Origin of the sequence: Motilimonas sp. 1_MG-2023 (genome assembly GCF_030547455.1) — a bacterium.
GTDB lineage: Bacteria > Pseudomonadota > Gammaproteobacteria > Enterobacterales > CBDFNC01 > Motilimonas.
This window is the reverse complement of sequence record NZ_JAUOPX010000031.1, coordinates 30,221-54,446: the sequence shown is the minus strand read 5'-3', so window position 1 is coordinate 54,446 and position 24,226 is coordinate 30,221. Positions and strand designations below refer to the sequence as shown.

The 24,226-nt window shown below is 43.8% G+C and carries 19 protein-coding genes; 12 read left to right on the top strand and 7 right to left on the bottom strand.

What is annotated here, in order from left to right; all coding sequences use genetic code 11:
- On the bottom strand, positions 1 to 1,166 hold a 1,166-nt coding region (locus Q4519_RS15385), incomplete at its 3' end, for an HD-GYP domain-containing protein (RefSeq protein WP_303513735.1).
- Positions 1,167 to 1,280: 114 nt separating this feature from the next.
- On the opposite strand from Q4519_RS15385, the gene metA reads away from it, so the two are divergent.
- From metA to cobD, 10 genes are all read left to right on the top strand, one after another.
- A complete protein-coding gene (gene metA / locus Q4519_RS15380) occupies positions 1,281 to 2,207 on the top strand; it encodes a homoserine O-succinyltransferase (protein WP_232803727.1) in 927 nt (308 codons plus the stop codon).
- Positions 2,208 to 2,339: 132 nt separating this feature from the next.
- Positions 2,340 to 6,032: a methionine synthase gene (metH, locus tag Q4519_RS15375; RefSeq protein WP_303513732.1), complete on the top strand. Its 3,693-nt coding sequence runs from the start codon at positions 2,340 to 2,342 to the stop codon at positions 6,030 to 6,032.
- Positions 6,033 to 6,167: 135 nt separating this feature from the next.
- Positions 6,168 to 6,335 carry a rubredoxin gene (locus Q4519_RS15370; RefSeq protein WP_232803725.1) on the top strand — a complete coding sequence of 56 codons (168 nt, stop codon included), beginning with the start codon at positions 6,168 to 6,170 and terminating at the stop codon, positions 6,333 to 6,335.
- A gap of 5 nt (positions 6,336 to 6,340) precedes the next feature.
- A complete protein-coding gene (gene prsT, locus Q4519_RS15365) occupies positions 6,341 to 9,133 on the top strand; it encodes an XrtA/PEP-CTERM system TPR-repeat protein PrsT (RefSeq protein WP_303513726.1) in 2,793 nt (930 codons plus the stop codon).
- 177 nt (positions 9,134 to 9,310) lie between these two features.
- On the top strand, positions 9,311 to 10,396 hold the full coding sequence (locus tag Q4519_RS15360) for an EDSAP-1 family PEP-CTERM protein (protein ID WP_303513724.1): 1,086 nt from the start codon (positions 9,311 to 9,313) through the stop codon (positions 10,394 to 10,396).
- A gap of 169 nt (positions 10,397 to 10,565) precedes the next feature.
- The gene (locus Q4519_RS15355) at positions 10,566 to 11,387 is read left to right on the top strand and encodes a PEP-CTERM/exosortase system-associated acyltransferase (RefSeq protein ID WP_303513722.1); all 822 of its coding nucleotides are present in this window, start codon (positions 10,566 to 10,568) and stop codon (positions 11,385 to 11,387) included.
- Positions 11,388 to 11,478: 91 nt separating this feature from the next.
- On the top strand, positions 11,479 to 13,080 hold the full coding sequence (locus Q4519_RS15350; protein ID WP_232803721.1) for an FAD-binding oxidoreductase: 1,602 nt from the start codon (positions 11,479 to 11,481) through the stop codon (positions 13,078 to 13,080).
- Between the two features lie 18 nt (positions 13,081 to 13,098).
- Positions 13,099 to 15,900, top strand: a complete 2,802-nt coding sequence (gene prsT, locus Q4519_RS15345) for an XrtA/PEP-CTERM system TPR-repeat protein PrsT (protein ID WP_303513719.1) — start codon at positions 13,099 to 13,101, stop codon at positions 15,898 to 15,900.
- 76 nt (positions 15,901 to 15,976) lie between these two features.
- On the top strand, positions 15,977 to 16,942 hold the full coding sequence (cbiB, locus tag Q4519_RS15340) for an adenosylcobinamide-phosphate synthase CbiB (protein WP_303513716.1): 966 nt from the start codon (positions 15,977 to 15,979) through the stop codon (positions 16,940 to 16,942).
- The gene (cobD, locus tag Q4519_RS15335; RefSeq protein ID WP_303513714.1) at positions 16,943 to 18,013 is read left to right on the top strand and encodes a threonine-phosphate decarboxylase CobD; all 1,071 of its coding nucleotides are present in this window, start codon (positions 16,943 to 16,945) and stop codon (positions 18,011 to 18,013) included.
- 91 nt (positions 18,014 to 18,104) lie between these two features.
- Here the strand turns inward: cobD and Q4519_RS15330 are convergent, their stop codons facing one another.
- The 6 genes from Q4519_RS15330 to Q4519_RS15305 all read right to left on the bottom strand — a co-directional run bounded on the left by Q4519_RS15330 (position 18,105) and on the right by Q4519_RS15305 (position 21,759).
- Positions 18,105 to 18,581, bottom strand: a complete 477-nt coding sequence (locus Q4519_RS15330) for an Lrp/AsnC family transcriptional regulator (RefSeq protein WP_232803717.1) — start codon at positions 18,579 to 18,581, stop codon at positions 18,105 to 18,107.
- Between the two features lie 325 nt (positions 18,582 to 18,906).
- Complete coding sequence (gene pyrI / locus Q4519_RS15325; RefSeq protein ID WP_232803716.1) at positions 18,907 to 19,362, bottom strand: aspartate carbamoyltransferase regulatory subunit; 456 nt, start codon at positions 19,360 to 19,362, stop codon at positions 18,907 to 18,909.
- Positions 19,359 to 20,294, bottom strand: coding sequence for an aspartate carbamoyltransferase (gene pyrB / locus Q4519_RS15320; RefSeq protein ID WP_232803715.1), 936 nt, complete (start codon positions 20,292 to 20,294; stop codon positions 19,359 to 19,361). Before pyrB ends, pyrI begins: the two co-directional genes overlap by 4 nt.
- Before the next feature lie 146 nt (positions 20,295 to 20,440).
- Positions 20,441 to 20,668 (bottom strand): hypothetical protein, encoded by a 228-nt coding sequence (locus Q4519_RS15315; protein WP_232803714.1) that lies wholly within the window; start codon positions 20,666 to 20,668, stop codon positions 20,441 to 20,443.
- 1 nt (position 20,669) lies between these two features.
- Entirely contained in the window at positions 20,670 to 21,215 is a 546-nt protein-coding gene (locus Q4519_RS15310; RefSeq protein WP_303513710.1) for a hypothetical protein, read from the bottom strand.
- Positions 21,205 to 21,759 (bottom strand): sigma-70 family RNA polymerase sigma factor, encoded by a 555-nt coding sequence (locus tag Q4519_RS15305; RefSeq protein ID WP_303513708.1) that lies wholly within the window; start codon positions 21,757 to 21,759, stop codon positions 21,205 to 21,207. Before Q4519_RS15305 ends, Q4519_RS15310 begins: the two co-directional genes overlap by 11 nt.
- Positions 21,760 to 21,968: 209 nt before the next feature.
- Between Q4519_RS15305 and dacB the strand changes: the two genes are divergently transcribed.
- The gene (gene dacB / locus Q4519_RS15300) at positions 21,969 to 23,414 is read left to right on the top strand and encodes a D-alanyl-D-alanine carboxypeptidase/D-alanyl-D-alanine-endopeptidase (RefSeq protein WP_303513705.1); all 1,446 of its coding nucleotides are present in this window, start codon (positions 21,969 to 21,971) and stop codon (positions 23,412 to 23,414) included.
- Between the two features lie 91 nt (positions 23,415 to 23,505).
- Complete coding sequence (locus Q4519_RS15295) at positions 23,506 to 24,198, top strand: hypothetical protein (protein ID WP_303513703.1); 693 nt, start codon at positions 23,506 to 23,508, stop codon at positions 24,196 to 24,198.
- Positions 24,199 to 24,226: the final 28 nt, after the last annotated feature.

The window sequence follows — 24,226 nt, the reverse complement described above, 5'->3', positions numbered from 1 at the left end:
TTTTCGATGGTCAACCCCGCTTCTTCGAGGTCGATAATTGGTGCTTCTGTTCTTGGCACTGCGGGATCAAATACCAATACCTTAGGAAATAATAAACGGTCAGATGCAACTGACATCACCATGCCTATTTGCTCGCTAGATAGTTGTACTACACTGCCTGGCGGATAAATACCTAATAGTTTAATTAATCGACCCAAATAGTCTTTGTTAAACTGTTTTGCTTGTTGCTTAAAGAGAATAGAGAGCGCTTGGTAGGGGATTTTGGCATGTTTAATATTGGTAGGGTGGCAGATATTATCATAGCGATTTACTACTGCTACAATTTGAGCCAACTTATCAATTTCATTAAGCTTTAGTCCTGCAGGATAGCCACTGCCGTCGGCACATTCATGATGCTGTAATATGATAGTTTTAGCTTGTTCGGGAAACTCCTCAATGAGCTGCAGTAAATCAATTGCGTATTTACAATGCATTTTATAAAGGTTTTCTTCCGCGTTACTTAGTGGCGACGCTCTGCGAACGATTTTCGATGGTAGTTTAATGGTGCCGATATCATGAAACAAAGAGCCTAAGCCAAGCATTTTTATTTCTTCTAAGGTGCAACCTGAGGCTTTGCCGAGCATCATGCTAAGCACACTCACATTTAAAGAATGGTAATAGAGCGCCTCCGTTTCTTTGGATTCTCCCATTAAATGTAATACGGTATTTTCCGCTTTCATCAAGGATTCAGCCATTGTATCAATTAATTCTACCGCATCACTAATTGCATTGAGTGGTCGGCTAAGTATCTTCCCCATCACAGATCTGACTTGAGACATACTCTGAGTAAACTCTTTTTCGCATTTTTGTAATTGCCGACGATAGTTTTTCAGTTCTTCAATGCGTTCTTGCTTGTCTTGCCACAGTTGCTTTTGCAACGCGAGTACCGCATCTTCTTCTTCATGAGACAGGGTCACAATAGGTGTGTTGGCTGCTAAGGGTAGGTTATCTGATTTTTCGGGCACGATAGTGACATGCTTAAGCCCTAAGTTGCGGATCACATCAATTTGATCTTGCGACTTAATCTTAAAACTGCTGAATAAAAATGGGTGATTACCCCAGTTAACAGGTAACTTCACATAATTACCGAGTTGTAATCGATTCACCGATATTTTTAGTTCGGCCATATCATCCTTGGCATTAAAGAGAGTCTTATAACTTTAGCATATCGCAAGTCCTAGCTGACAAGCTAACTTCTTTTATGTAGACTTCTGGAAGTCTAGACATTTTTGGAGATAATCATGCCCATCCGTATTCCTGACGCCTTGCCAGCTGTTGACGTGTTAAGATCTGAAAATATCTTTGTGATGCCTGAATCAAAAGCGATGCATCAAGATATAAGGCCCCTTAAGGTATTGATCTTAAACTTGATGCCGAAAAAGATTGAGACCGAAACGCAACTAATGCGACTGCTGTCAAATACACCATTGCAGGTAGATATCGAATTAGTCCGAGTCGATGCGCGAGCTTCAAAAAATACCCCTAAAGAGCATTTAGATGAGTTCTACCAAGACTTTGATCGAGTTAAATCGCAAAAATGGGATGGCTTTATCATTACGGGGGCGCCGTTAGGTACGGTACCGTTTGAAGATGTCTATTACTGGGATAAATTTGTAGAAATAGTGGAGTGGTCTAAGCATAACGTCACTTCTACACTATTCCTATGTTGGGCAGCACAAGCTGCGCTAAATGTGATATATGGGCTGAAAAAACAAAGTCATGAGCAAAAGCATTCCGGTGTTTTTGAGCACCAAACTTTTAATCAGCAGCATCCACTGGTGCGAGGTTTTGATGACTTCTTTCAGGCGCCTTTATCGCGCTATGCCAAGTTCTGTCCAGAAGAAATAATGGCGCAAACTGATTTGAATGTTTTTGCCAACTCCGCAGAAGCGGGCGTTTATCTGGCCGCCACCACTGATTGTCGACAAGTCTATATTACCGGCCATCCCGAGTATGACTATGACACTTTGCACCAAGAATACATTCGTGATCAGAATGAAGGATTAGCGCCGCAAATCCCGATTAACTATTACCCGAATAATGATCAAACCCAAGTGCCCAGAGCCAGTTGGCGTAGCCACGGCAACCTTTTGTACAGCAACTGGTTAAATTACTGCGTCTATCAACAAACGCCGTATGATTTAGATCAGCTTGGCCGTACAGAATAATAGTTGCCAGCGTAGCAAATAGAATAAAGCTACTGATTTAATCGTTATAACTAAGGTTATCGTAACGTCTATCTCAGTCCAAAATATGATAAACTCGCGTAAATTTTGTGCGCGTTACAGGCAGTAGAAGCAATGGAAAACAAAAAGCAGTTATTGGAAGCTCAATTAGCAAAACGCATCTTGTTAATTGATGGCGGTATGGGCACGGAAATCCAGTCATATAAGCTGGAAGAAGCCGATTATCGTGGTGAGCGCTTTGCCGATTGGCATTGTGATGTCAAAGGTAACAATGATTTACTTGTACTAAGCCAGCCACAAATGATTGCTGATATTCACAAGGCTTATTTGGATGCCGGTGCGCACATTCTTGAAACGAATACATTCAACGCCACTACGATTGCGATGGCGGATTACGAAATGGAATCTTTGTCTGCTGAAATCAACTTCGAAGCAGCGAAAATTGCGCGTCGTGTCGCTGATGAAAAAACGGCAGAAGACCCGACTAACCCACGCTTTGTTGCTGGTGTATTAGGCCCAACTAACCGTACCGCTTCTATTTCACCCGATGTAAATGATCCCAGTTTCCGCAACGTCACATTTGATCAGCTAGTTGAAGCCTATAGAGAATCAACCAAGGCGTTAATTGAGGGTGGTGCTGACATCATCTTGATTGAAACCATCTTCGATACCTTGAATGCTAAAGCCGCTTCTTTTGCTGTAGAAACAGTATTTGAAGAAATGGGCATCATTTTACCCGTGATGATTTCGGGCACTATCACCGACGCCTCTGGCCGTACCTTATCGGGTCAAACCACCGAAGCGTTCTACAACTCCATGCGTCATGTAAAACCACTTTCCTTTGGCTTGAACTGTGCACTGGGCCCAGATGAACTGCGCACCTATGTACAAGAGCTATCACGCATTTGTGAAACCTATGTTTCTGCTCATCCGAATGCAGGCTTGCCCAATGCCTTTGGTGAATATGACCTAGATGCTCAGGAAATGGCAAAGCACATTAAAGAATGGGCTGAACAAGGTTTCTTAAACTTAGTAGGTGGCTGTTGTGGTACTACTCCGGCGCATATTAAAGCCATGGCTGATGCTGTGGAAGGTGTCAAGCCGCGCGTACTGCCTACTATTGAAGTGGCATGTCGCTTAAGTGGTCTTGAGCCACTTAACATCAACGCAGATACTTTATTTCAGAACGTTGGTGAGCGGACCAACGTGACCGGCTCCGCCCGTTTTAAGCGTCTAATTAAAGAAGAACAATACGACGTTGCATTAGAGGTTGCACAGCAACAGGTAGAGGCTGGCGCACAGATCATCGATATCAACATGGATGAAGGCATGTTGGATTCGCTGCACTGCATGGAAAAATTCCTCCACCTTTGTGCTACCGAGCCAGACATTTCTAAAGTGCCAATCATGATTGACTCATCGAAATGGGAGATCTTAGAAGCAGGCCTGAAATGTGTGCAAGGTAAAGGTATCGTTAACTCCATCAGCATGAAGGAAGGTAAAGAAAACTTTATCAACCAAGCTAAGTTGATCCGCCGTTATGGTGCCGCCGTGATCGTAATGGCATTTGATGAATTAGGCCAAGCTGATACTCGTGAGCGTAAATTTGAAATTTGTGAAAAATCATATCGAATTTTGGTTGATGAAGTCGGCTTTCCACCTGAAGACATTATTTTCGACCCCAACATTTTTGCTGTTGCCACCGGTATTGAAGAACATAATAACTACGCCGTTGATTTTATTAACGCGGTTAAAGACATTAAAGAAAACCTACCCCATGCGATGATTTCGGGTGGCGTGTCTAACGTATCTTTCTCGTTCCGTGGCAACAACCCGGTGCGTGAAGCTATTCATGCCGTGTTTTTATACTACTGTATTAAAAATGGCATGGACATGGGGATCGTTAATGCGGGCCAACTGGCTATTTACGATGACATCCCTGCAGAGCTAAAAGAGAAAGTAGAAGCCGTAGTACTGAACACTCACCCAGGTGCTACGGAAGAGCTATTGGATATTGCGGCAAAATATGCCGGTACCGATGCCGAAGCTGAAGACCCAAAAGTTGCCGAGTGGCGCAGCTGGCCGGTAAATAAACGTTTAGAACATGCGCTAGTCAAAGGTATCACGGAATTTATTGAAGACGACACCGAAGAGGCGCGTGCGGCAGCAGCACGTCCACTTCACGTGATTGAAGGGCCATTAATGGATGGCATGAACGTGGTGGGTGACTTGTTTGGCGCCGGTAAAATGTTCTTACCACAAGTGGTTAAATCGGCGCGGGTAATGAAACGCGCTGTAGCTTATTTACAGCCTTACATTGAAGCCGAAAAAGGCGAAGGGACGCAAACCGCTGGTAAAGTGGTCATGGCGACGGTAAAAGGTGACGTTCACGACATAGGTAAAAATATCGTTGGTGTGGTACTGCAATGTAACAACTACGAAATTATTGATCTGGGTGTGATGGTGTCGTGCGATAAAATCTTAAAGGTGGCCAAAGAAGAAAACGCCGACTTAATAGGCCTATCTGGCCTGATCACGCCATCGCTTGATGAAATGGTCTACGTGGCTAAAGAAATGCAACGTCAAGGCTTTACTATTCCATTGTTGATCGGCGGTGCCACTACATCAAAGGCGCATACTGCAGTAAAAATTGAACAAAATTACGACCAGCCAGTAGTTTATGTGTCAAACGCTTCACGTGCTGTCGGTGTGTGTCAAACCTTACTTAGTGAAGATGGCAAACCTGCCTTTATTGAGCGTTTGAATAAAGACTATGAAACAGTGCGTGAACAACACGCCCGTAAAAAGCCGCGTACACCACCAGTGACGTTAGAAGCTGCACGCGCCAATGGCTTACAACTCGATTGGGAAAATTACACACCCCCAGCGCCATTAAAGCCGGGTGTACATAAGTTTGAGAATTACTCAATTAAAGAGATTCGCGAATATATCGACTGGACGCCGTTCTTCCTGACTTGGTCTCTTGCGGGGAAATATCCACGTATTCTCAACGACGAAATTGTTGGTGAAGAGGCTAAACGTCTGTTCAAAGACGCTAATGACATGCTTGATGAGCTTGAAGCCTCAGGCAAAGTGCAAGCTGCGGGGATTATTGGCATCTTCCCAGCTAACCGCGTTGGCGATGATTTAGAAGTGTACACCGATGAATCGCGTTCAGAAGTGCTAACGCATTTACGCGGCTTACGTCAGCAAACACAGAAAGGCAAAGGTTACGCCAACAACTGTTTGTCCGATTTTGTTGCGCCGAAAACTTCAGGTAAAGCCGATTACATTGGCGCCTTTGCAGTAACCGGTGGTATTGGTGAATCTGACTTAATCGAGGCATATAAAGCCAATCACGACGACTACAACGCCATTATGATGTCGGCGGTATGCGATCGTTTAGCTGAAGGCTTTGCTGAGCTACTGCATAAAAAGGTGCGTAAAGAAATTTGGGCTTATGCTCCGGATGAAAACTTAGATAACGACGATTTAATTCGTGAAAAATATCAAGGTATTCGTCCTGCGCCGGGCTATCCTGCTTGTCCTGAGCATACCGAAAAGGGCGAGATTTGGAAGCTGCTTAATGTTGAAGCAGAGATCGGTATGAAGCTGACAGAAAGCTATGCTATGTGGCCGGGAGCTGCCGTGTCGGGTTGGTATTTCTCGCACCCAGAGAGTAAGTATTTTGCGGTGGCGCAAATTCAGCAAGATCAAGTTGAAGACTATGCCAAGCGCAAAGGCATGACACTGGTTGAAGCTGAGCGCTGGTTAGGGCCTAATTTGGGCTATAACCCTGATGCATAAGTATGACTAAATCAAGTTGATATCATTTTTTAAGCCGCATTATGCGGCTTTTTTTATATCTGTAAATTTGCCAGCTATGCTTAGCGTATCCTTTCTAAAACGGTAGAGACGATACCAGTCATTATGGAGAAAAGAATGCGGCGATGGCGTTGTCAGATTTGTGGATTTATTTATGACGAACTAAAGGGATTACCAGAAGAAGGGATCCCTGCAGAAACTTTGTGGTCTGACGTTCCTGAAGACTGGACCTGCCCTGATTGTGGTGCAGATAAGGCCAGCTTTGATATGCAGCCGATAAGGTAAAGAGCGTGCGCTATTTATTAAAAGTAGCAAGCATTGTCTTTTTTCATTGTTCCCTGTGCCTCGGCGCGCTATTGCTTAGTGCTTGCGGCGGGCCATCCACAGCGGAACATAAGGCTCTCGCTGAACAGTATTTGCAACAACAAGATTGGACTGCTGCGGCTTATCATTTAAAGCAAAGTATTCAGCAAGATGGTAAGCAAGGATCTGTTCGGCTGCAATTGGGAAAATTATACTTACGGCAATTTCAACTTGATAATGCAATAAAAGAGCTGCGTATGGCGAAAGCCCTGGGCCTCACTGCAGCACTCCCCCCGCTCGCACAAGCATATAGCTGGCAAGGAAAGTACGCCGATATTTTACATCTTCCAGTTAACGCCCAAGCGCCTTATAAAGAGCAAGCAGAGCTGCTTATGTTAAAAATAGAAGCGGCTTTGGTGTTAGACCCACTAGCTGATGTTGAAAGGTATCTTGAAACCTTATCTCAGATCGCGCCTAGCTCGCGTGAATTTTGCTTAGCGCAAGCTTATTATTGGTTGGCCCAGCGCAAATTAGAGCAGGCACAACCCTGGCTAGAAAAAGCGTTAGCGTTAAACCCAACCGATCAACGAAGTTTATGGTTGCAGGCTAAAACCCTCTATTCATTAAAGCAATATGATGACAGCGCTAAGACTCTAGTGAGCTTGCTAGCGCTTTCTCCAACTCGTGTTAGTTACTATCTGCTAGCCGTTGATGTTGCCTTTGCTATGGGGGATCTCGAGTTAGCTGAGCACTATATTAATCAAGTTGAAGACTTAGATAACAAGCAACCACAGCATATCTTTAATCAGGCATATTTAGCCTTGCAGCATAAAAACTTTACTCAAGCGATTGCGCTAACAGATAAGCTGCTTCTAATTCAGGAACATTATGGTGCAAGATTAATTAGTGGCATTAGTCATTATTATTTGTCTAATTGGGAGCAAGCGTACAGCCAGTTTGCTCGCACGGCGGCGCAGCTACCGAGCGAGCATATAGTGCAACAATTGATGGCTGATGTTTTATTAAAATTAGGGCAAGTTGAGCAATCCGCTGAGGTTGCTAATGCTGCTAACTGGCATGATGTTAATCAATTGCCTTTACTCCTTTCGCTCTCTTCTGGCCTACAGCAGCATGGGCAAGTTGAAATGAGTCAGCGTCTATTACACAAAGCGCAACGTATGGTTGAGGCTGGTGGCTCAGGTGAATTAAATACCGGTATTATTCAGTTATTGTCCGGTGATCTTGAGGCTGGTATTGCTTCTCTTGAAGTGGCGCTAAATGATGCTAATGACAGCGAGGCTAGCAGCGGCCAAGTGTTGCTATTTAATGCTTACCTCACAGCGGAAAAATGGCTTCAAGCAGAACGGCTTGCTTTGAGCCTATTTAATACCCCAGAAACTAGAGAGTTAAGCTATCAAATGCAAACTGTCCTATTACTTAAGCAGCAGCAATGGGATTCCGCATTACAATTGCTACAGCGTGCCTTATCAGAGCGGCCTAACGCAACAGGCTTATTATACCTTTCGGCTCGCACGCAGTTTTTTCAAGGCAATATCATGGCCGCTCGAGCCACCATCGAGCAATTACTCCAGCTACAGCCTGATTCTCAGCAAGGGCTAAAGTTGGCGACGTTAATCGATCTAAAAAATCATCAAATCGACCTTGCGATAGAGCGGCTGTCACAACAATCACCAGTGTCGCTGTCAGTTGCTAATCGGTTATTGTTAGCGCGTTTATATCTTCTCCATCAGCAACCTGATGCTGCATTAACTTTATTAATGGAGATGCCAAACCAAGAGAAACTAAGTCAAACATGGCAATTTTTGGTCGCCATGAGCCATCAGCATTTGCAGCATTGGTCGCAGGCCGAGCAAAGCTTAATGAATTTGCTAAGCGCGCAAGGGCTAACAGAGGCAACATTACTTCCTTTGGCACAAGTCATGTTAATGCAAAATCAATATGCCGAGCTATTAGCTGTTTTAGAGCAATACCCTTTACTGGACAGCTCCGCCTATCAGGCTCTATATGTTCGATTGTTGATCCAGCAACAGCGTTGGTCTCAGGCTAAGGTTGCGTTAAGACACGCTAAAATGAACTTTCCAAATCAAGCCGCCACGTTTAATCATTTACTGCTACAGCTCACATTAGCGAGGGGAGAAAGTCAAACAGCGGAGCAGCTACTAGAGCAGCGAATGCAGCAACAGTTTGAGCGGCAAGAAGTGATCGACTTAGTGCATATTTATCGCAATCGCCAACCGGACAAAGCCTTGTTAACACTAGAGTTGGGTTTAAAGCAATTTCCGAAAGACTTGGTGTTACTACAAACACAGGCCCAGTTACTGTGGCATTTAGGTAAGATTAAACAAGCACAGTCAACTTGGCGTTATATTATTACTTTACAACCAAACGATGTCATCGCGTTGAATAATCTTGCTTGGCTGAGCTATCAAAATGGCAAGATAGCTGAAGGCTTAAGCTTGATTGAAACTGCTTATCAGCATCACCCAAATCATCACAAAGTGCTGGATACTTATAGCGCTCTGCTGGTCGCGCAATCCCGTTACCCTGAAGCGATTGTGTTATTAGAAGGTATTCCTGAGGCATCAAGGGAGAAAAGCATGTTATTACATTTGGCCCAAGCATATTATGGTAACAATGATTATGGTAAGGCTAAGCGAGTGCTAGATGAATTGTCGTTAACCGAAATGGAAGCTTCTATGCGGATAGAAGTTCAAGCTTTACGAGCAATGATAGATGCTAATCTGCGAACCACTTCATAAACATCACGCTGTCAGGATCTTTTACACTGTGTCATAGATCGACCCTTGCTTAGTAATAGAAATAGCTCCAACACATTGAAAATATAAGCCTAAAAATAACTGGCACCAAGTATGCAAATACTGATTTCAGAGGCAGCTGTACCGCCTTAGAATCATCTAACATACGAGGTGTACACCATGGATAAGTTTAAGAAAACAGCACTTAATATTGCCCTAGCGGGAGCGGTATTAGCAGGTTTTTCACTTCCCGCACAGGCGACTGGGGTGTTGGCTACAGCCACGATTGAATTGAAAAATCTCCGCTTTCATGATGATGGTGGAACGAATTTTTCGAATCTTAATTTTGGACCAACTTCAACCTCAGGTGCTTTGCCCTCTGGTACTAACAGCACGGGTCTATCTGCGACCTTAGATGGCGTCACTAAAGAAGAGGGTGGCATCGCCGTATTGCCATTTGATGTCATTGCTTCTGGGGGGTCTATAGCATCATTGGAAATTGATCTTGATTCAAATGACTATTGTGTTGGTTCAGGTTGTACCTTAATTAATAATGACTTTAACACTAATATCATGAGTAGCAGTTCACTGGACTTGGTCAACCGTTCGTACTCCGATTCCTTACTACGTGGTACCGCTATTGATTATGACCTAAATCAGGATGGTGTTATTAATGGTGCAGGGGTATTTATTGATCATGACTTAGATCCTCTTACACCTGATGTAGAAGTGTTTGACTACCTTTCTACAGGTACGCATGTCGGTGCTGAGAGCACTGTGGAATTGATGGCGGATGGCTTAGGGTTTGCTGACGTGGATACTCAGTTAACTTCTTCAGTGTCCTTTGTTTGGACTGGCGGTGACACACACTTCAATATCTCATTCGACGCCTCTGCATTTGCCGAAGCGTTTGTTGATGAGCTTCCTTCAGCCCCAGAAAGTGCGAATGCAGTAGCGGAATACAGTCAAACATTTGAGTTAGTTGATGAATTAACGGGGGATATTATTCTAGAGTGGGCTAGCTTAGATTTGAATCGCTCTCGCTCTAGAACGGACGGGGCTCCAGGTTCGCGTACAGCCAGCTTCGCGGGCCCATTAACATTAACTTCAACTGACTTGCTTGTTAATGGTAGAGAGTATAGCTTTCAAGCAACAACAGGGACTACGGTAACTGCCTCCCTTAAAGTTCCTGAGCCAGCATCCATTGCATTGTTTGGGTTAGGTCTTTTGGGACTTTCGCAAATCCGTCGTAAGAAACAAGCTTAAGAAAATCACAAGCACCTAGTTGTCTAGGTGCTTTCTTATTTCTATTCAATTAATTAGCCTAGTGTAAAAAATACTGACAGTCGTATCATATTAAATAGTGGATTATTTATTTGTGTTAGCTTTTAGGCTGGTTGAGTGGTTCCGTATTATGCAGTCATGGAAGTGGTATATGGGCAAACTTAAGCGAAAAATTATTCACTTACCCGGTATCAATTATTTGATACGTAAGGTTGTATCATACAAAGCAAGCCGTGAAGCTAACGAAATCGCCCATCACTTTGACGAATACTTAAAACCACTTATTGCCCATGAACAGCATCTTCGCGATGAAGTACACAAAATCCGCCATCATGTCTATTGTGAAGAGCTTGCTTTTGAACCATCTCGACCAGATGGTATGGAGCAGGATGATTTTGATCCCTTTTCTATCTTCTGTGTGATAGAGCACAAGGCAAGTCATCACTATGCCGGGTGTGTCCGTGTCGTAACGCCACAAACGCCGGATCAGCAGCTACCTTTAGAAAAATATTGTCAAGGTGCCATCACTGATCCTCACTTAAACCCTGTTAACTTTGATCGCAACAAAATTTGTGAAATATCTCGTCTGGCTGTGCCTGCTGAGTTTCGCCGGCGTAATGCTGATAAATTTGCTGGGGCTGAAACTGGCGCGGTGAATGAAGAAACCTACTCAGAAAAAGAACTTCGTTGCTTTCCTTTTATTGCCATTGGCCTTTATTTAAGCGCGGCTTCAATTGTGATTAATCGCGATATCGAGCATTGCTTTGTGATGATGGAGCCTAGATTGGCACGGAGTATGCGCTTTGTTGGGATTAAATTTAAACAAATTGGCCCTACCGTTGAGTACCATGGTAAGCGAGCGCCTTATTACATTAACCCTATTTTATTTTTGCGTAATTTGTCACCTGGCTTCAAAGTGTTGCACCTGAACTTGGAAAAAGGGTTGGCGAAAGATGTTCGCCATTTAGAGTAATTCAGCCCATGGCTTTTCATGTCTTTAACGGGGCGTTAATTGGAGAACTTAACTACACTCAACAATACCGATTCTGGATTGGGGGAGTAATATGGAAGACACACTGCTAGATAAGTATGCCGCGATTGTCGGAGAAACTCATGTGTTAGCCTCGCCCGAGCAGCTACTTCCTTACGAGACCGCAACTTACGAAACATCGAACAAGGTGAAGGCGGTGTTGCTACCCAATTCAACCGAACAAGTACAAGCATTAGTTAAGTTGGCTAACGAGCATCTAGAGCCACTATATCCGATCAGCTCGGGTAAAAACTGGGGTTATGGCTCTGCGGTCCCTACCGCCGATGGTTGCACTATTCTCGATTTAAGCCGGATGACAAAAATAGTTAAATTTGACCCTGATTTGGCTTATGTCACCTTAGAGCCTGGTGTGACGCAAAAACAGCTATACGATTTTCTACAACAGCAAGGTGGTCATCTGTGGATGGATGCCACCGGTTCCTCACAAGATTGCAGCATTATTGGCAACACCATGGAGCGCGGTTTTGGTCATACCCCGTATGGTGATCATTTTGGTAGCGTTAGTGGTCTTGAGGTAGTGTTAGCCAGTGGTGAGCGTTTTAAAACCGGCTTTGGTCGGTTTCCACAAGCGCAAGCGGCGGAGGTCTATCACTGGGGCGTCGGCCCATACTTAGATGGTCTGTTTAGCCAATCGTCATTTGCAGTTGTAACGCAAATGACGGTGTGGTTAATGCCTAAACCAGCTTATTTTCAAGCTTTTTTTTGTAGCGTGGATAAAGAAGACTTTGGCCCTATGGTCGATGCTTTGCGACCATTACGACTTGATGGCACGCTAAAAAGTGCCATGCATTTAGTGAATGGCGACAAGGTTGTTTCTGCTTTTGATCAATACCCTTGGCAAGAAATGAAAGGAGAATCGCCTCTTTCCAGAGAGTGGCTGGCGCAACGTTTAAAGCAACTTGATGCGAAGGAGTGGAATGCTTCGGGGGCGTTATATGGCACTTGGCTTGAAGTCGCTATTGCTCGTCGCAAGATAAAAAAAGCGTTGGCCAATATTCCTTCTCGCAAGATCAAGTTTCTTGATGACAATCTGTTAAAGCTAGCGCGTTTTGTGCAAAAACCTTATCAGATGATCACAGGCTTTGACTTAAAAGGCGCCCTTGATAAAAGCATACCTGTTTATTTACTAAAACAGGGCGTTCCGACTAACGCCTTTATCCCAAGTACCTATTGGCGGAAAAAAACGCCGCCGCCAGAGATGGATCAAGCACATCCCGATCGAGATAAATGTGGCTTACTCTGGCTGGCCCCTGTTGCCCCGATGACAGGAAAGCATGCAACGCGCTTGGAGCATCTCGTTTATAAATATCTTTTGGAATATGGTTTTGAACCTGCCATTTCAATGACCTTATTAACCGAACGATGCATTGATTGCGTTATTTGCATTACTTATGACAGAGACAATCCAGAGGAAGAGCAACAAGCTTTGGCTTGTCACGATGCTTTGTTTAGCGCATTAACCAGCGAAGGCTACTTCCCTTACCGCTTATCAACGCGCGCAATGGAAATGCTACCTGCTGCAGCGCCTGCGTATATCAAGGTTGTTAATGATATTAAACGCGTCTTAGACCCTAACTTGATACTGTCACCTGGCCGCTATCAAGAAAAGGACTAAATTTTAAAGGACACTAATATGATTAGCTTGAGAGTAAAACCTTATATTGTCAGTATTTTATATCTTAGTTTGACACTGTTAGTCGGTTGTGGAGAAAGCAGCATCAATGAACAAGAGGCTTATGAAAAGGCGATAGCGTTTCAGCAAGCTAATGAGCATAGCAGTGCGATTATCGAATTTAAAAATGTCATTAAAGTGAACCCAGAGCGAAACGACGCCAAAAGACAACTGGCTGATTCCTACATCTATATCGGTATGTACCCTTTTGCCGAAAAAGAGCTAACTAAAGCGCTTGCGCAACAAGATTCGCCTGAAGTTAAACTCAAATTGGCCAAGGTTTTATTAATGCTTAATAATGAGTCGCGCTTAAAGAAGGTATTGGCCGAACGAGAAGATTGGCCCGTTGAATTTGAGGTTGACGCTTTGGCAGTGACCGCTCAGGCAGACCTACTTGCTAATCGGCCTGAGCTTGCTTTAGCAACACTGAAACAAGCTAAAGACCTTGATCTGGTAACGGCTGAGTTATTATTTGCGAGTGCGCTACAAGCACTCTCATTCGATGATCAAGAAGAAGCGCTAGCAAACGTCAACTTGGCTTTGGGAAAAGAGCCCGAATTAGTTAAAGCCCAAATATTGAAAGGGCAGTTATTAATGGATAAACAAGAGTTTGAAGCTGCTCTAGCCTTGTTTAATCATGCTGCAACCCTGCAATATGCTAACCCTGAATTATTAATCTACCCTGTGCGTCTCTATATGCAGACCAATCAAGTCGAATTGGCACACCAGCAGTTAGATAAGTTAATTAAAATTATCCCTAACCATATAGAAGCTAATTACTTTAGAGCATATCTACAATTACAAGCTAAGGACTATGAGCAAGCACTCGCTTCAGCTGATAAAGTGCTTAAAATCGACAATGACCATATTGCAGCTCATTTTATTTCAGCTGCAAGTGCTTACTCGCTTAAACAATATGAGAAAGCGTTTTCCCATGTTTCGAAGGTGACTTACGCTTATCCTAGTTATGCCGAAGGGCTAAAATTAAAGGCGGCGATTCAGTTCAAATTAGGCGATGAGTTAGCGGCGACCGAAACCTTAAGTGCTTTAAACGCCTCTGATTTTAATCAGCAAGACATCGGCTTACTGAAAGCGGCAGGACAAACACGACTACAAAATGATGATTTCTTAATGTCGCAGCAGTTATTTGAACAAGCGGCACAGCTTGCGCAAGATGATAAGTCGATTGATTTACTGATGGCGCAGACTGCCTTCTTACAGCCTAATGTTGATAAAGGGATTGAGCTGCTAGAAGAGATAAAGAAAAAGCTCCCAGATCAAGAAGAAATTGAAGTTGCGCTGATTGTTAGTCATTTGAAAAAAGGTGACTTTAACGAAGTATTACAACGAGCTAAGGCGCTACAAATGCGTTTGCCTGAACAAGGAGTGGGGCTGGTATTACAAGGGATAGCCTATGCCCTTAATCAACAGCTTGATTTGGCTGAACAGGCATTTTTAGCGGCCCGAGAAATAGAGCCCACCAACTTGGGAACATTACAGAACCTAGCGGCAATAGCATTACAGCAAAAAGACTATGATCAGGCGAAGCAATATTATTTAGATGCACTCACGATAGATAAAACAGACTTGAGTAGTTTATTGCAGCTGTATTTACTCGCACAGCGTAAAAATGAGATAGAGCAAGGTCTGGCTTACTTAAGGCAAGCGCTGCAATATCACCCCGATAGCATGGCTGCTAATCTTCCCATGATCGAGTATTTTTATTTTAACAACCAACCACAGCAAGCCTTAGTGTTGGCCAATAATATGTTAGAAAAACACCCGCAACCAACACCTGAGCAAGCCAAAATCTTGTTCTATAGTGGTGTGGTGCTGCAATACTATAAGCAGTGGGAAGAGGCTAAATCTCGTTTAGAATCATTTGTAGATCGCTATCCAGCCAGTTATTTAGGGCATTTCCATTTAGCCACTGTATATGCCATGAGCAATGAGCTACCTGCCGCACGAAGTGAGTTAGATAAGGCGATTCAGGCTAATGCTTTTTACCCGCCGATTGCTATGCTTGATATTCGTTTATTGTTAAGCCAGCGAGAGTTCGTGGCAGCGCGGCGTGCCATACAAGGCTACCGTGAAAAATTCCCAAACACTGTGGTGGTTGATGAAATGCAGGCTCGCCTTGAATTGGCTCAAGGTAATTTCACAGAGTCGATAAATTTATACCAACAAGCGTTAGCTGTATCAGAGACTAATTATCTGGTCCTGCAATTGGCAAATGTTCACTGGTCGGCTGGGCAAGTGGATCAAGCGATTAAAGTATTAACGGATTGGCTTAATAAATATGACAGCGATATTTTGTCTCGCAGGGTATTGGCTGATTATTTGATGGTTGCGGGTCGTGACCAAGAGGCTATTGATAATTTAGTTAAGTTAGGTGCCCAAGTTAAGCCTGATGTGCATGTTGAAAACAACCTAGCTTGGCTTTATCAAAAGCAAGGGAAAACAGATTTAGCCCTTGGTCATGCCGAAACGGCCCATGATTTAGCGCCCGATAATGCAGGGGTAATGGACACCTTAGCGGTGATTTTATTGCAAAAAGGAGATGGCATCACCGCAGAGCGGCTACTTACTCGCGCGGCGCAATTTGCGCCTGACGATCCTGATATCCAATACCATTTAGCGCAAGCGATGATTAAAAACGGCAAAAAAGAAGCGGCGAAAGTGGTGTTAGAAAAGCTCATTAGTAATCATCAAGATTACCCAGCCTTAACCGAGAGTAAGGCTTTACTCATGTCGTTATCTTAGTTTCTGATATATAGGGGTTTCCTATTGCGCTTAAGTTTTGTTAGCTTAAGCGCTTTCTGTTACTAGCGACCCTGTAATGCTTCCTTCTACTGTTATAGCTTTAGCTTATCTTTGTGATCTTATTATTGGCGATCCGTATCGCATTCCTCATCCTGTGCAAGGTATTGGTGCACTGATCAATGCCGCTGAACGTTTACAGGCTAAAGTAACACTGACTAAGAAAGTGAAAGTGTTTGGGGTTTGCGCTAATCTGACTGTTTTAGTGTTTGTTTTTTGCCTGAGTTTATTGCTAGCCAACCTTCATTGGTTGGTGGAGCTTTATTTTTTATACACTTGCCTAGCGACAAGAAGTCTTTATAACGAAGGGGCAAAGGTCTGTCGTATCTTAGATCAAGGAGACATGGCGCTGGCACGCAAAGAACTTAGTTACTTAGTCAGTCGAGACACGGCAGATATGGAACAAGCCCAAATTACCCGCAGTGCGATGGAGACTATCTCAGAAAATACCGTTGATGGTATCACTGCGCCGCTGTTCTACATGTGTCTAGGTGCGTTAGTGTCACCTTGGTTACCCGGCGCTAGTTTGGCTTTTGCCATGACTTATAAAGCGATTAATACCTTTGATTCTATGTGGGGTTATAAAAATGAGCGTTACCTTGAACTGGGTTGGTTCTCGGCACGTTTGGATGATTGGGCTAATTGGTTGCCTGCTCGTCTAACAGGGGCGGTGTTGTTACCTTTATCTGCATGTTTGCTTCGTTATGATTGGCGCAGTGCTTGGCGCATATTTTGGCGTGATCGTTTAAACCATGCCAGCCCTAATTCTGCTCATCCTGAAGCCGCCGTGGCGGGTGCCTTGGGGGTGCAGTTTGGTGGTGTAACGTCGTATTTTGGCCAACGCTATAACAAGCCGACCATCGGAGATAATAATAAACCGTTCACCACAGAGTTAATCAATAAGAACCTGAACTTAATGTTCGTTTGTTCTTTACTTTGCCTTGGGGGCGTAATGTTGGTGTTAATGATAGCAGGTGGGATGTAAATGGAATTACATGGTGGAAATATACATAAGCTAGCGCGTGATACTGACACTGAAGAGTGGTTGGATTTTAGCGCTAATATTAATCCGCTTGGTTTGCCTGAAAGTGTAAAGACGGCCTTGGTTGAACAACTGAGTTGTTTAACGGTTTACCCTGATCCTGAATATGTGAAATTGCGTCAAGCTTTGGCGAATTATTGCGCTCAGCCCATTTCGCATATTCTTCATGGTAATGGTGCGACCGAACTGATTTATTTGTATTTTAGGGCTATTAAGCCTCGCCGAGTTCTTATTGTTGCGCCAACTTTTGCTGAATATGAACGAGCGGCGACTAGCGCAGGAGCGCAAGTTGATTATTGTGTGTTAGACAGTGAATTGAATTTTCAACTATCCACTGAGCAAATTGCTTTAGCGCTGGCGCAGCACAATTATGATGTATTGGTTGTTTGTAACCCTAATAACCCAACGGGTGGCTTTATTGCGCAAGAACAGATGAAGCGGTTAGCTGAGTTTGCTTTGGCGCATCAATGCCGCATGCTGGTGGATGAAGCGTTTATTGAGTTTGTTGATGATGGTCATGCGCCAAGTATTGCAGATCTAGGCTTGTCTCATGTGTTTGTGGTGCGCGCCTTAACTAAGTTTTTTGCGTTGCCGGGCATTCGTTTGGGTTTCGCTATCAATGTCGATCAAGAATTAACCCAGCAGATCAATCATGAACGTGAGCCTTGGAGTGTTAATGCCCTTGCCGAAGTGGCCGCTATCAGTGCGTTGCAAGATCAGGCCTATATACGGGGCTCGCTTCGTTGGTTACAACAACAGCGCGAATACTTATTAACAGAACTACATCAGTTAGCGGGATGGCATGTTTATCCATCTCGGGTTAACTTTGTCTTGTGTCGTCTGCCAACTGGTTTAACCGCCTCTAATTTGCGTCAGCGCTTACTAAAGCAAGGTATTGTGATTCGTGATGCCAGCAATTTTTATGGTTTGGATCAGCGCTACATTCGCTTAGCGGTAAAAAGCCAGCAAGATAACCAACGCTTGATTGACGCATTGCAGCTGGTGCTGGCTTGAGTTCATACGCATTGCGCTTCTATCCCTGAAAGCGAAATGTTGCCGTCAAACATACTTTATCTAGCTGAGTTCGCCTTAGGCAGAACGCAGGTTACTTAATATGGTTTAACGGCAACGCAGTATTTTGGAAAATACTGCGTAGCATAAAGCTAGAGCGTACGCCGGTGACGCCTGAAATACGCGTTAATTTACCCAGTAAAAATTCTTGGTAAGCTTCCATGTCTGGCACCATTACCTTCAGTTGGTAATCGGCATCCATTCCTGTAATTAAACAGCATTCAACAATTTCTGGATATTGCGCTACTTCTTTTTCAAAGTTTTCAAAGCGATCCGGTGTGTGTCGATCCATGCTAATGTGGATATACGCGGTTAGTTTTAAACCCAGCTTTTGTGGGTTAAGTAAGGTAACGTGTTTATCGACATAACCTGCTTCTTCTAGGCTTTTAACACGACGAGAGCAAGGTGATGCAGACAAGCCAATTTGTTCTGCCAGTTCCAGATTACTGATTCGGCCATTCTCTTGCATCAAGGTTAAAATGTGTCTGTCGGTGCGATCTAGCTTAGTCATTATTCGGCTTCCATGTTGATTGCGCATAAATTAAATATATTGGAATAGTATTGCGCAACTAATCATAAATGTAGATAAAAAAGGTAAGTTATTGCGTGGTTTGTTAGCTATTATTTTTCTTAGTGAAGGGCACAGCTAAGCAGATAGAATATTTACCCTGTATTCTGGCAAAAACCTTGTTACCGCAAGTGAGTAGCCGCTTAGGCGTAATATCACCACGCACCCAAGCCTACCGGCAAAGTTGAATGAGACCCAAGTTCAAAATGAAGAGATTAAAAAAAGCGATTCAGATGAATCGCTTTTTTTATGTTTGCTTGCTTGGACGTTAGTCTAGTTCTTTAAAGAAAGAGGTCGCAAAACTTTTTTCACAATAATGGCACTTAAGCTTAATTTGTTGTTTTTGTTTAATGTAAAACAAGCTATCAACCGGCTCATTGTGGCTAATGCAGTTTGAGTTCGGGCAGGCCAACACGCCACTAATGGCTTCCGGCAAGGCAACCTTAAACTTCTTTACTACATCGTAATCGTCAATCAAGTTGATGGTGGCATCTGGTGCAAACAAAGCGAGCTGATTGGCTTGCACACCGGTAATTTGGGTGTTCTCAATCTTGATTAAGTCTTTGGTTGTGTTGCCACCCGTGGGTAAGTTTAAGCCAATAGTGATTTTTTGGTTGGTATCGGTCAGCTGAAAAAACTTAAGGATTTTAACCCCTTTACCAGCCGCAATATGATCAATCACCGAGCCATTTTCAATGGCTTGAACTTCTAACTTCTTTTTCATGCTTGCTCCTGAAAAAAGTTGGACAGCACCAAGGCTAGCAGGGCTTGTCTGGCATACACGCCATTTTCGGCTTGTTCAAAGTAGTAAGCGTACGGTGTGTTATCGACATCGATAGTAATTTCGTCAATGCGAGGTAACGGATGTAGGATTTTTAGGTTTTCTCGTACGTTTTCTAGCATGCTACCTGTCAGCACAAAGGCTGATTTCAGGTGTTGGTATTCGGTTTCGTCAAAGCGCTCTTTTTGAACTCGTGTCATATACAAGATATCGAGAGAGCCTATTACCTCTTCAATGCTGCCATGGATCGAGTAGTTAATGCCAGCGTCGTCTAACTCTTCCAAAATGTAGTCTGGCATCGCTAAAGCTGGGGGAGCAATAAAGAAAAAGTTACAGTTAAACAATGATAAGGCTTGCGCTAATGAGTGCACGGTGCGGCCATATTTCAAATCACCAACAAAGGCAATATTGAGGTTCTCTAAGCTGCTTTGTGTTTCATAAATAGTGAACAGATCCAGTAAGGTTTGTGTCGGGTGTTGGTTTGAACCATCGCCACCATTAATGACTGGAATAGAAGCAGATTCAGCCGCTAAGCGTGCTGCGCCTTCTTGTGGATGACGCATAAAGAAAGCGTCGGCATAAGAAGATATCACTTTCACTGAGTCGGTAAGGGTTTCCCCTTTTTGGGCTAGCGAGGTATTGCCGCCACTGTCAAAGCCGATGACCGAGCCGCCTAAACGTTGTACCGCTGTTTCAAATGAAAGGCGAGTACGAGTGGATGCTTCAAAAAAGCAACTAGCGACTATTTTGTTTTTCAGCAATTCGGGTTGGGGTTGGTGCTTGAGTTTCTTTGCTGTTGCTACGATGAGCTCAAGTTCGCTACGAGAGAGATCAGCGATTGAGACTATGTCTTTCTTAAATAAGGGGTTCGTCATTTTTAATCCTGCCGGGCGCGTGGAACAACCGGAGCAAGATTATAGCACCCCTTGTCAGGTGATGCTGCTTAATATTGAGCATACCAGCAGCATTTATTTAGAATGGGTAAAGGCATGAATAGCGCCTTTATTGTTGATGCTCGGTATTAGTCTCCGCGATACAGCGCCGCGTCAACAATGCACCAAATATGTAGCGGCACGGCAATAATTAGAAAGATGCCAAAGGTAAACCCAGCAATGCCGTATGCGGCATAGGTGAATAGACAAAACATCAAGGCAGCCAAAATCCGCCCTTGTACCAATTGGCCTAAACCGCAAATGAAAAAACTACATACCGCGGCAATCACATTGCCGGTAGAACCTTGAGAAGCCATATTATCTCCTAGTTAATTTAATTTCTTGAATAACAATGCTGATAACCTCACCCTCTGAGGTGCCAGCATGGCCTTGAACCAAGGCTTGCTGATGCTCAAAATCGGCAATATTGCGAGGCGGGTGTTCAATTAACACATCTTGTTCAGAGGTAACTAACCACCATTGCTGATCACGTTGTTCTATTTTGCCTTGGAATTGTAATGGCTCTGTAACATCCGCCTCTGCCATCATTTCTGGCGCTGCGCTCTTCATTAGAGCAGGGGCTGAGATTGACATAGGAGCAACTTCAGCCTGCGGTATAATGTGTTCTGGCTCTTCTTGTTGCGCCACGAACACTGCAGCAACAAAGAAGGAAGCTGCAATTGCCGGCAAAAATGGCATATTCCGCCATGAACGTTTTGGTGCAATCGATGTAGGTTTGGCAGCAACAGCACGTCGTGAGGCGGCTAGAATTTTATCATCGAGCGCACTGCTAGGCATGTCGTTGCTTTGTTGTTGATACGCTTTGCTAATCGCATCATCATTAAGCGGTGATTTATGGCTCATATGAAACCCCCTGTTTAAGCTTGGCCATGGCATAGCGCAAGCGACTTTTTGTTGCTTCAAAACTTGATTTTGTTAGGTTTGCTATTTCTTCTAAACTAAATCCAGCTTCGTGGCGCAATAAAAACACTTCTTTTTGTTGTGCAGGTAACAGCTCTACCTGACTGAGCAACTCATCTGCTTGACGACTATGGGTTAGCTGTTCAGACAGATCCGGTAGCTCGTCTTCTGGCTCCACAATATCATCGAAATCAAGAGTCTGAGCTTTGCTGTTTTTACGGTAATAATTGACTAAGTGGTTGTGCGCTAAGGTATATAACCATGTTGTAAACTTCGCCGTTGGTTGATAGCTTTCTCGTGCATTGATTAATTTCATCCAAATATCATGATGTAATTCTTCCGCCACATCCGCGCGGCTACAATGGCGTAAAAAATAGCGATAAACGCCGCCTTTATGTTTTTGATATAGCTGCTCAAATGCCGCAGCATCTCCTTTACCGTAGTTCAGCATTAGCTGTTCATCGGTTAATAATTCGGTCTTAGTCAAGCGTGCTCCGCGCAACAAAATCTAGATGCGGTCAACATACCTTAGGCCTGCATTGCGCTCAAGTTTTGCGACATATTTCTGCATATAAATTGAGCATTCAGGGGTATAAACCACGTTTAATGTTAATTGGGTTAACATTGTGATTATTTGATGCTTTTTTTAGGTAGAAGTCCTAAGCTATTAGTTCTTATTGGTTCGGGGTTTGACATATGTTACGCGGTGTTTTTTTTCTTTCTTTTATCTGTTTTTCTAGCATGGCTTTCGCAGGGGCGCAGTTTGATGACATGCCATCCAAGCCGGTATTGGCTTATGTGGTTGCTAAGCCTGATGGCACGATTATTAATCAGCAAAATCGCCATCTAAACTTGGCACCCGCGAGTACTCAAAAGCTGATTACGGCAACTGCTGCGCGTATGCACCTTGGTGGTAGCTATCGCTTTAATACTCAAATTGAAACCTTAACCGAGGCGAGTTTAAAGCAAGGAACGATTGCCCAAGATTTACGTTTCAGGTTATCGGGAGCGCCAGACTTTACCCGCAAACAGTTATGGGACATGCTGAAAACCCTCAAGCAAAGTGGCGTTAAGAAAATAACCGGTGACATTTTAATTAATGATGGCCGCTTTAATGGTTATCACTGGAGTAATGGCCAATCTTGGAATGACTTAGGGGTTTGTTATACCTCGCCAGCTAGTGCGGTGATTATCAACCGTAATTGTGTGCAAGGTAATTTGTCGGTCACAAAAGAAGGGGCTACGCGTGTGTTTATTCCTGCCCATGAACCGATACGAGTTGATAACAGCACTTATGCGTTAAAAACATGGAAGGAAATGCGACAGTCGCACTGCGCTTTAGAGCTAAATCGAGGTGATACTAATCATTATGAATTAATGGGCTGTTTTGTCGCGACCAAAGATCCTATTCCAATGAAATTCTCGGTTAATGATCCCGTTACATATTTTGCCAGTATTTTAGCGGCTGATTTAAAAGGGGCTGGTATTACTCATACGGGAGTCATTCGCCGTGAATCGACACTTGAGCCCGAAGGTGTGGTGTTAGTTCGTCAGCGTTCAGCAACGTTAGATAGTTTATTGAAAAAAATGCTGAAAAAATCCGATAACCTCATTGCTGATGTGGTGTTTAAAACATTGGGCGCAGAATACTATAACCAAGCAGGCAGTTTCCGCAGCGGTGAGGCGGCCGTAAAAGCGATATTGAAAAGTCAGGCCAAGTTAGATTTATCTGATGCCATCATGGCCGATGGTTCGGGCTTGTCGCGGCATAATTTAGTGACGGTTGATCAGCTGTTACAAGTGATGCAATTTGTTTATAACAATGATAATAAGCTTAAGTTATTAGATTCTCTTGCTGTCTCAGGGGTCGATGGCACACTAAAGTGGCGCACATCGCTGCGTGTGGATGAGCTTAAAGGTAAGGTTCGAGGTAAAACGGGTTCGTTAAAAAGTGTTGTTAACATGGTGGGGGTGATTGATACGCAGCAAGGGCCAAGGTTATTCGCCTATATGGTTTCGGGATATAACTTACCGCCGAAGCAAGCACGGTTATACAAAAATAGACTGAACCCCATTCGTCAATTTGAGCGTGATTTTTTTACTGAATTGCTTACTTTAGGGAAAACATCTAAAAATAAGTGACCCTAGTTTCAGATCGCGAATGATGTCCTAGATTGGTACTGTTGTTTTGATATATTGGTGTCATTAAGGAGACGGCTGAAGCGAGGATCAGATGAAGCGATTTATTCCTACATTAGTAGTACTGCTGGCTCGTCCTCGCTTGGGTGTATGTCACTTAGGGCTAGCGGAAACACTCGGCGCTAAGCGGGCGATGCAACTGAGCCAGCTGTTTATTGAATGCGCCCTTGAAGATGCCCGTATTTGGCCTGGTAGGGTTGTATTGGCGGTGCCGGAGCAAGATCGGGCATGGGCCGAATATCTCGCAGATACACACCAACAAAAACAACCTTGGCTGGTGGAGTGTCATGATTCGCAAGGCCTTATGAGTGAAACGCTCACTTATCTTGATCTGAGCTTACGCGAACAAGGCTTGCAGCAATTTATATATATTTTTTCTGATGCGCCAGCCCTGTCTGGCGATCACTACCGTAAAGCCATTCTTATTTTACAAAACTACGATGTGGTATTGAATCATGACGTGATATCTGGACTGAGCCTGTTAGCGAATACTCGTCCCTGGCCCAGTTTTTCCGGTATTGATTGGCGTAGTACTGCGGTGGCTGAACAGCTACAGCTAAGGTGTATCCAATCCAGCTTTCAAGTCAGTGATACTCAAGCTGCCTATGTCATTAGAAAAGCGTCTGACTTATTGCGGTTGCAGCATGATTTAGCGCAAGATAAGCGCCCTGCTAGAATGCGGCTAATGCAAGCGTTGCAACCTGTTTTTAGTCAAGTGATCGCTTAATCTTTTACCATGTAACCTCAGCGCTGTT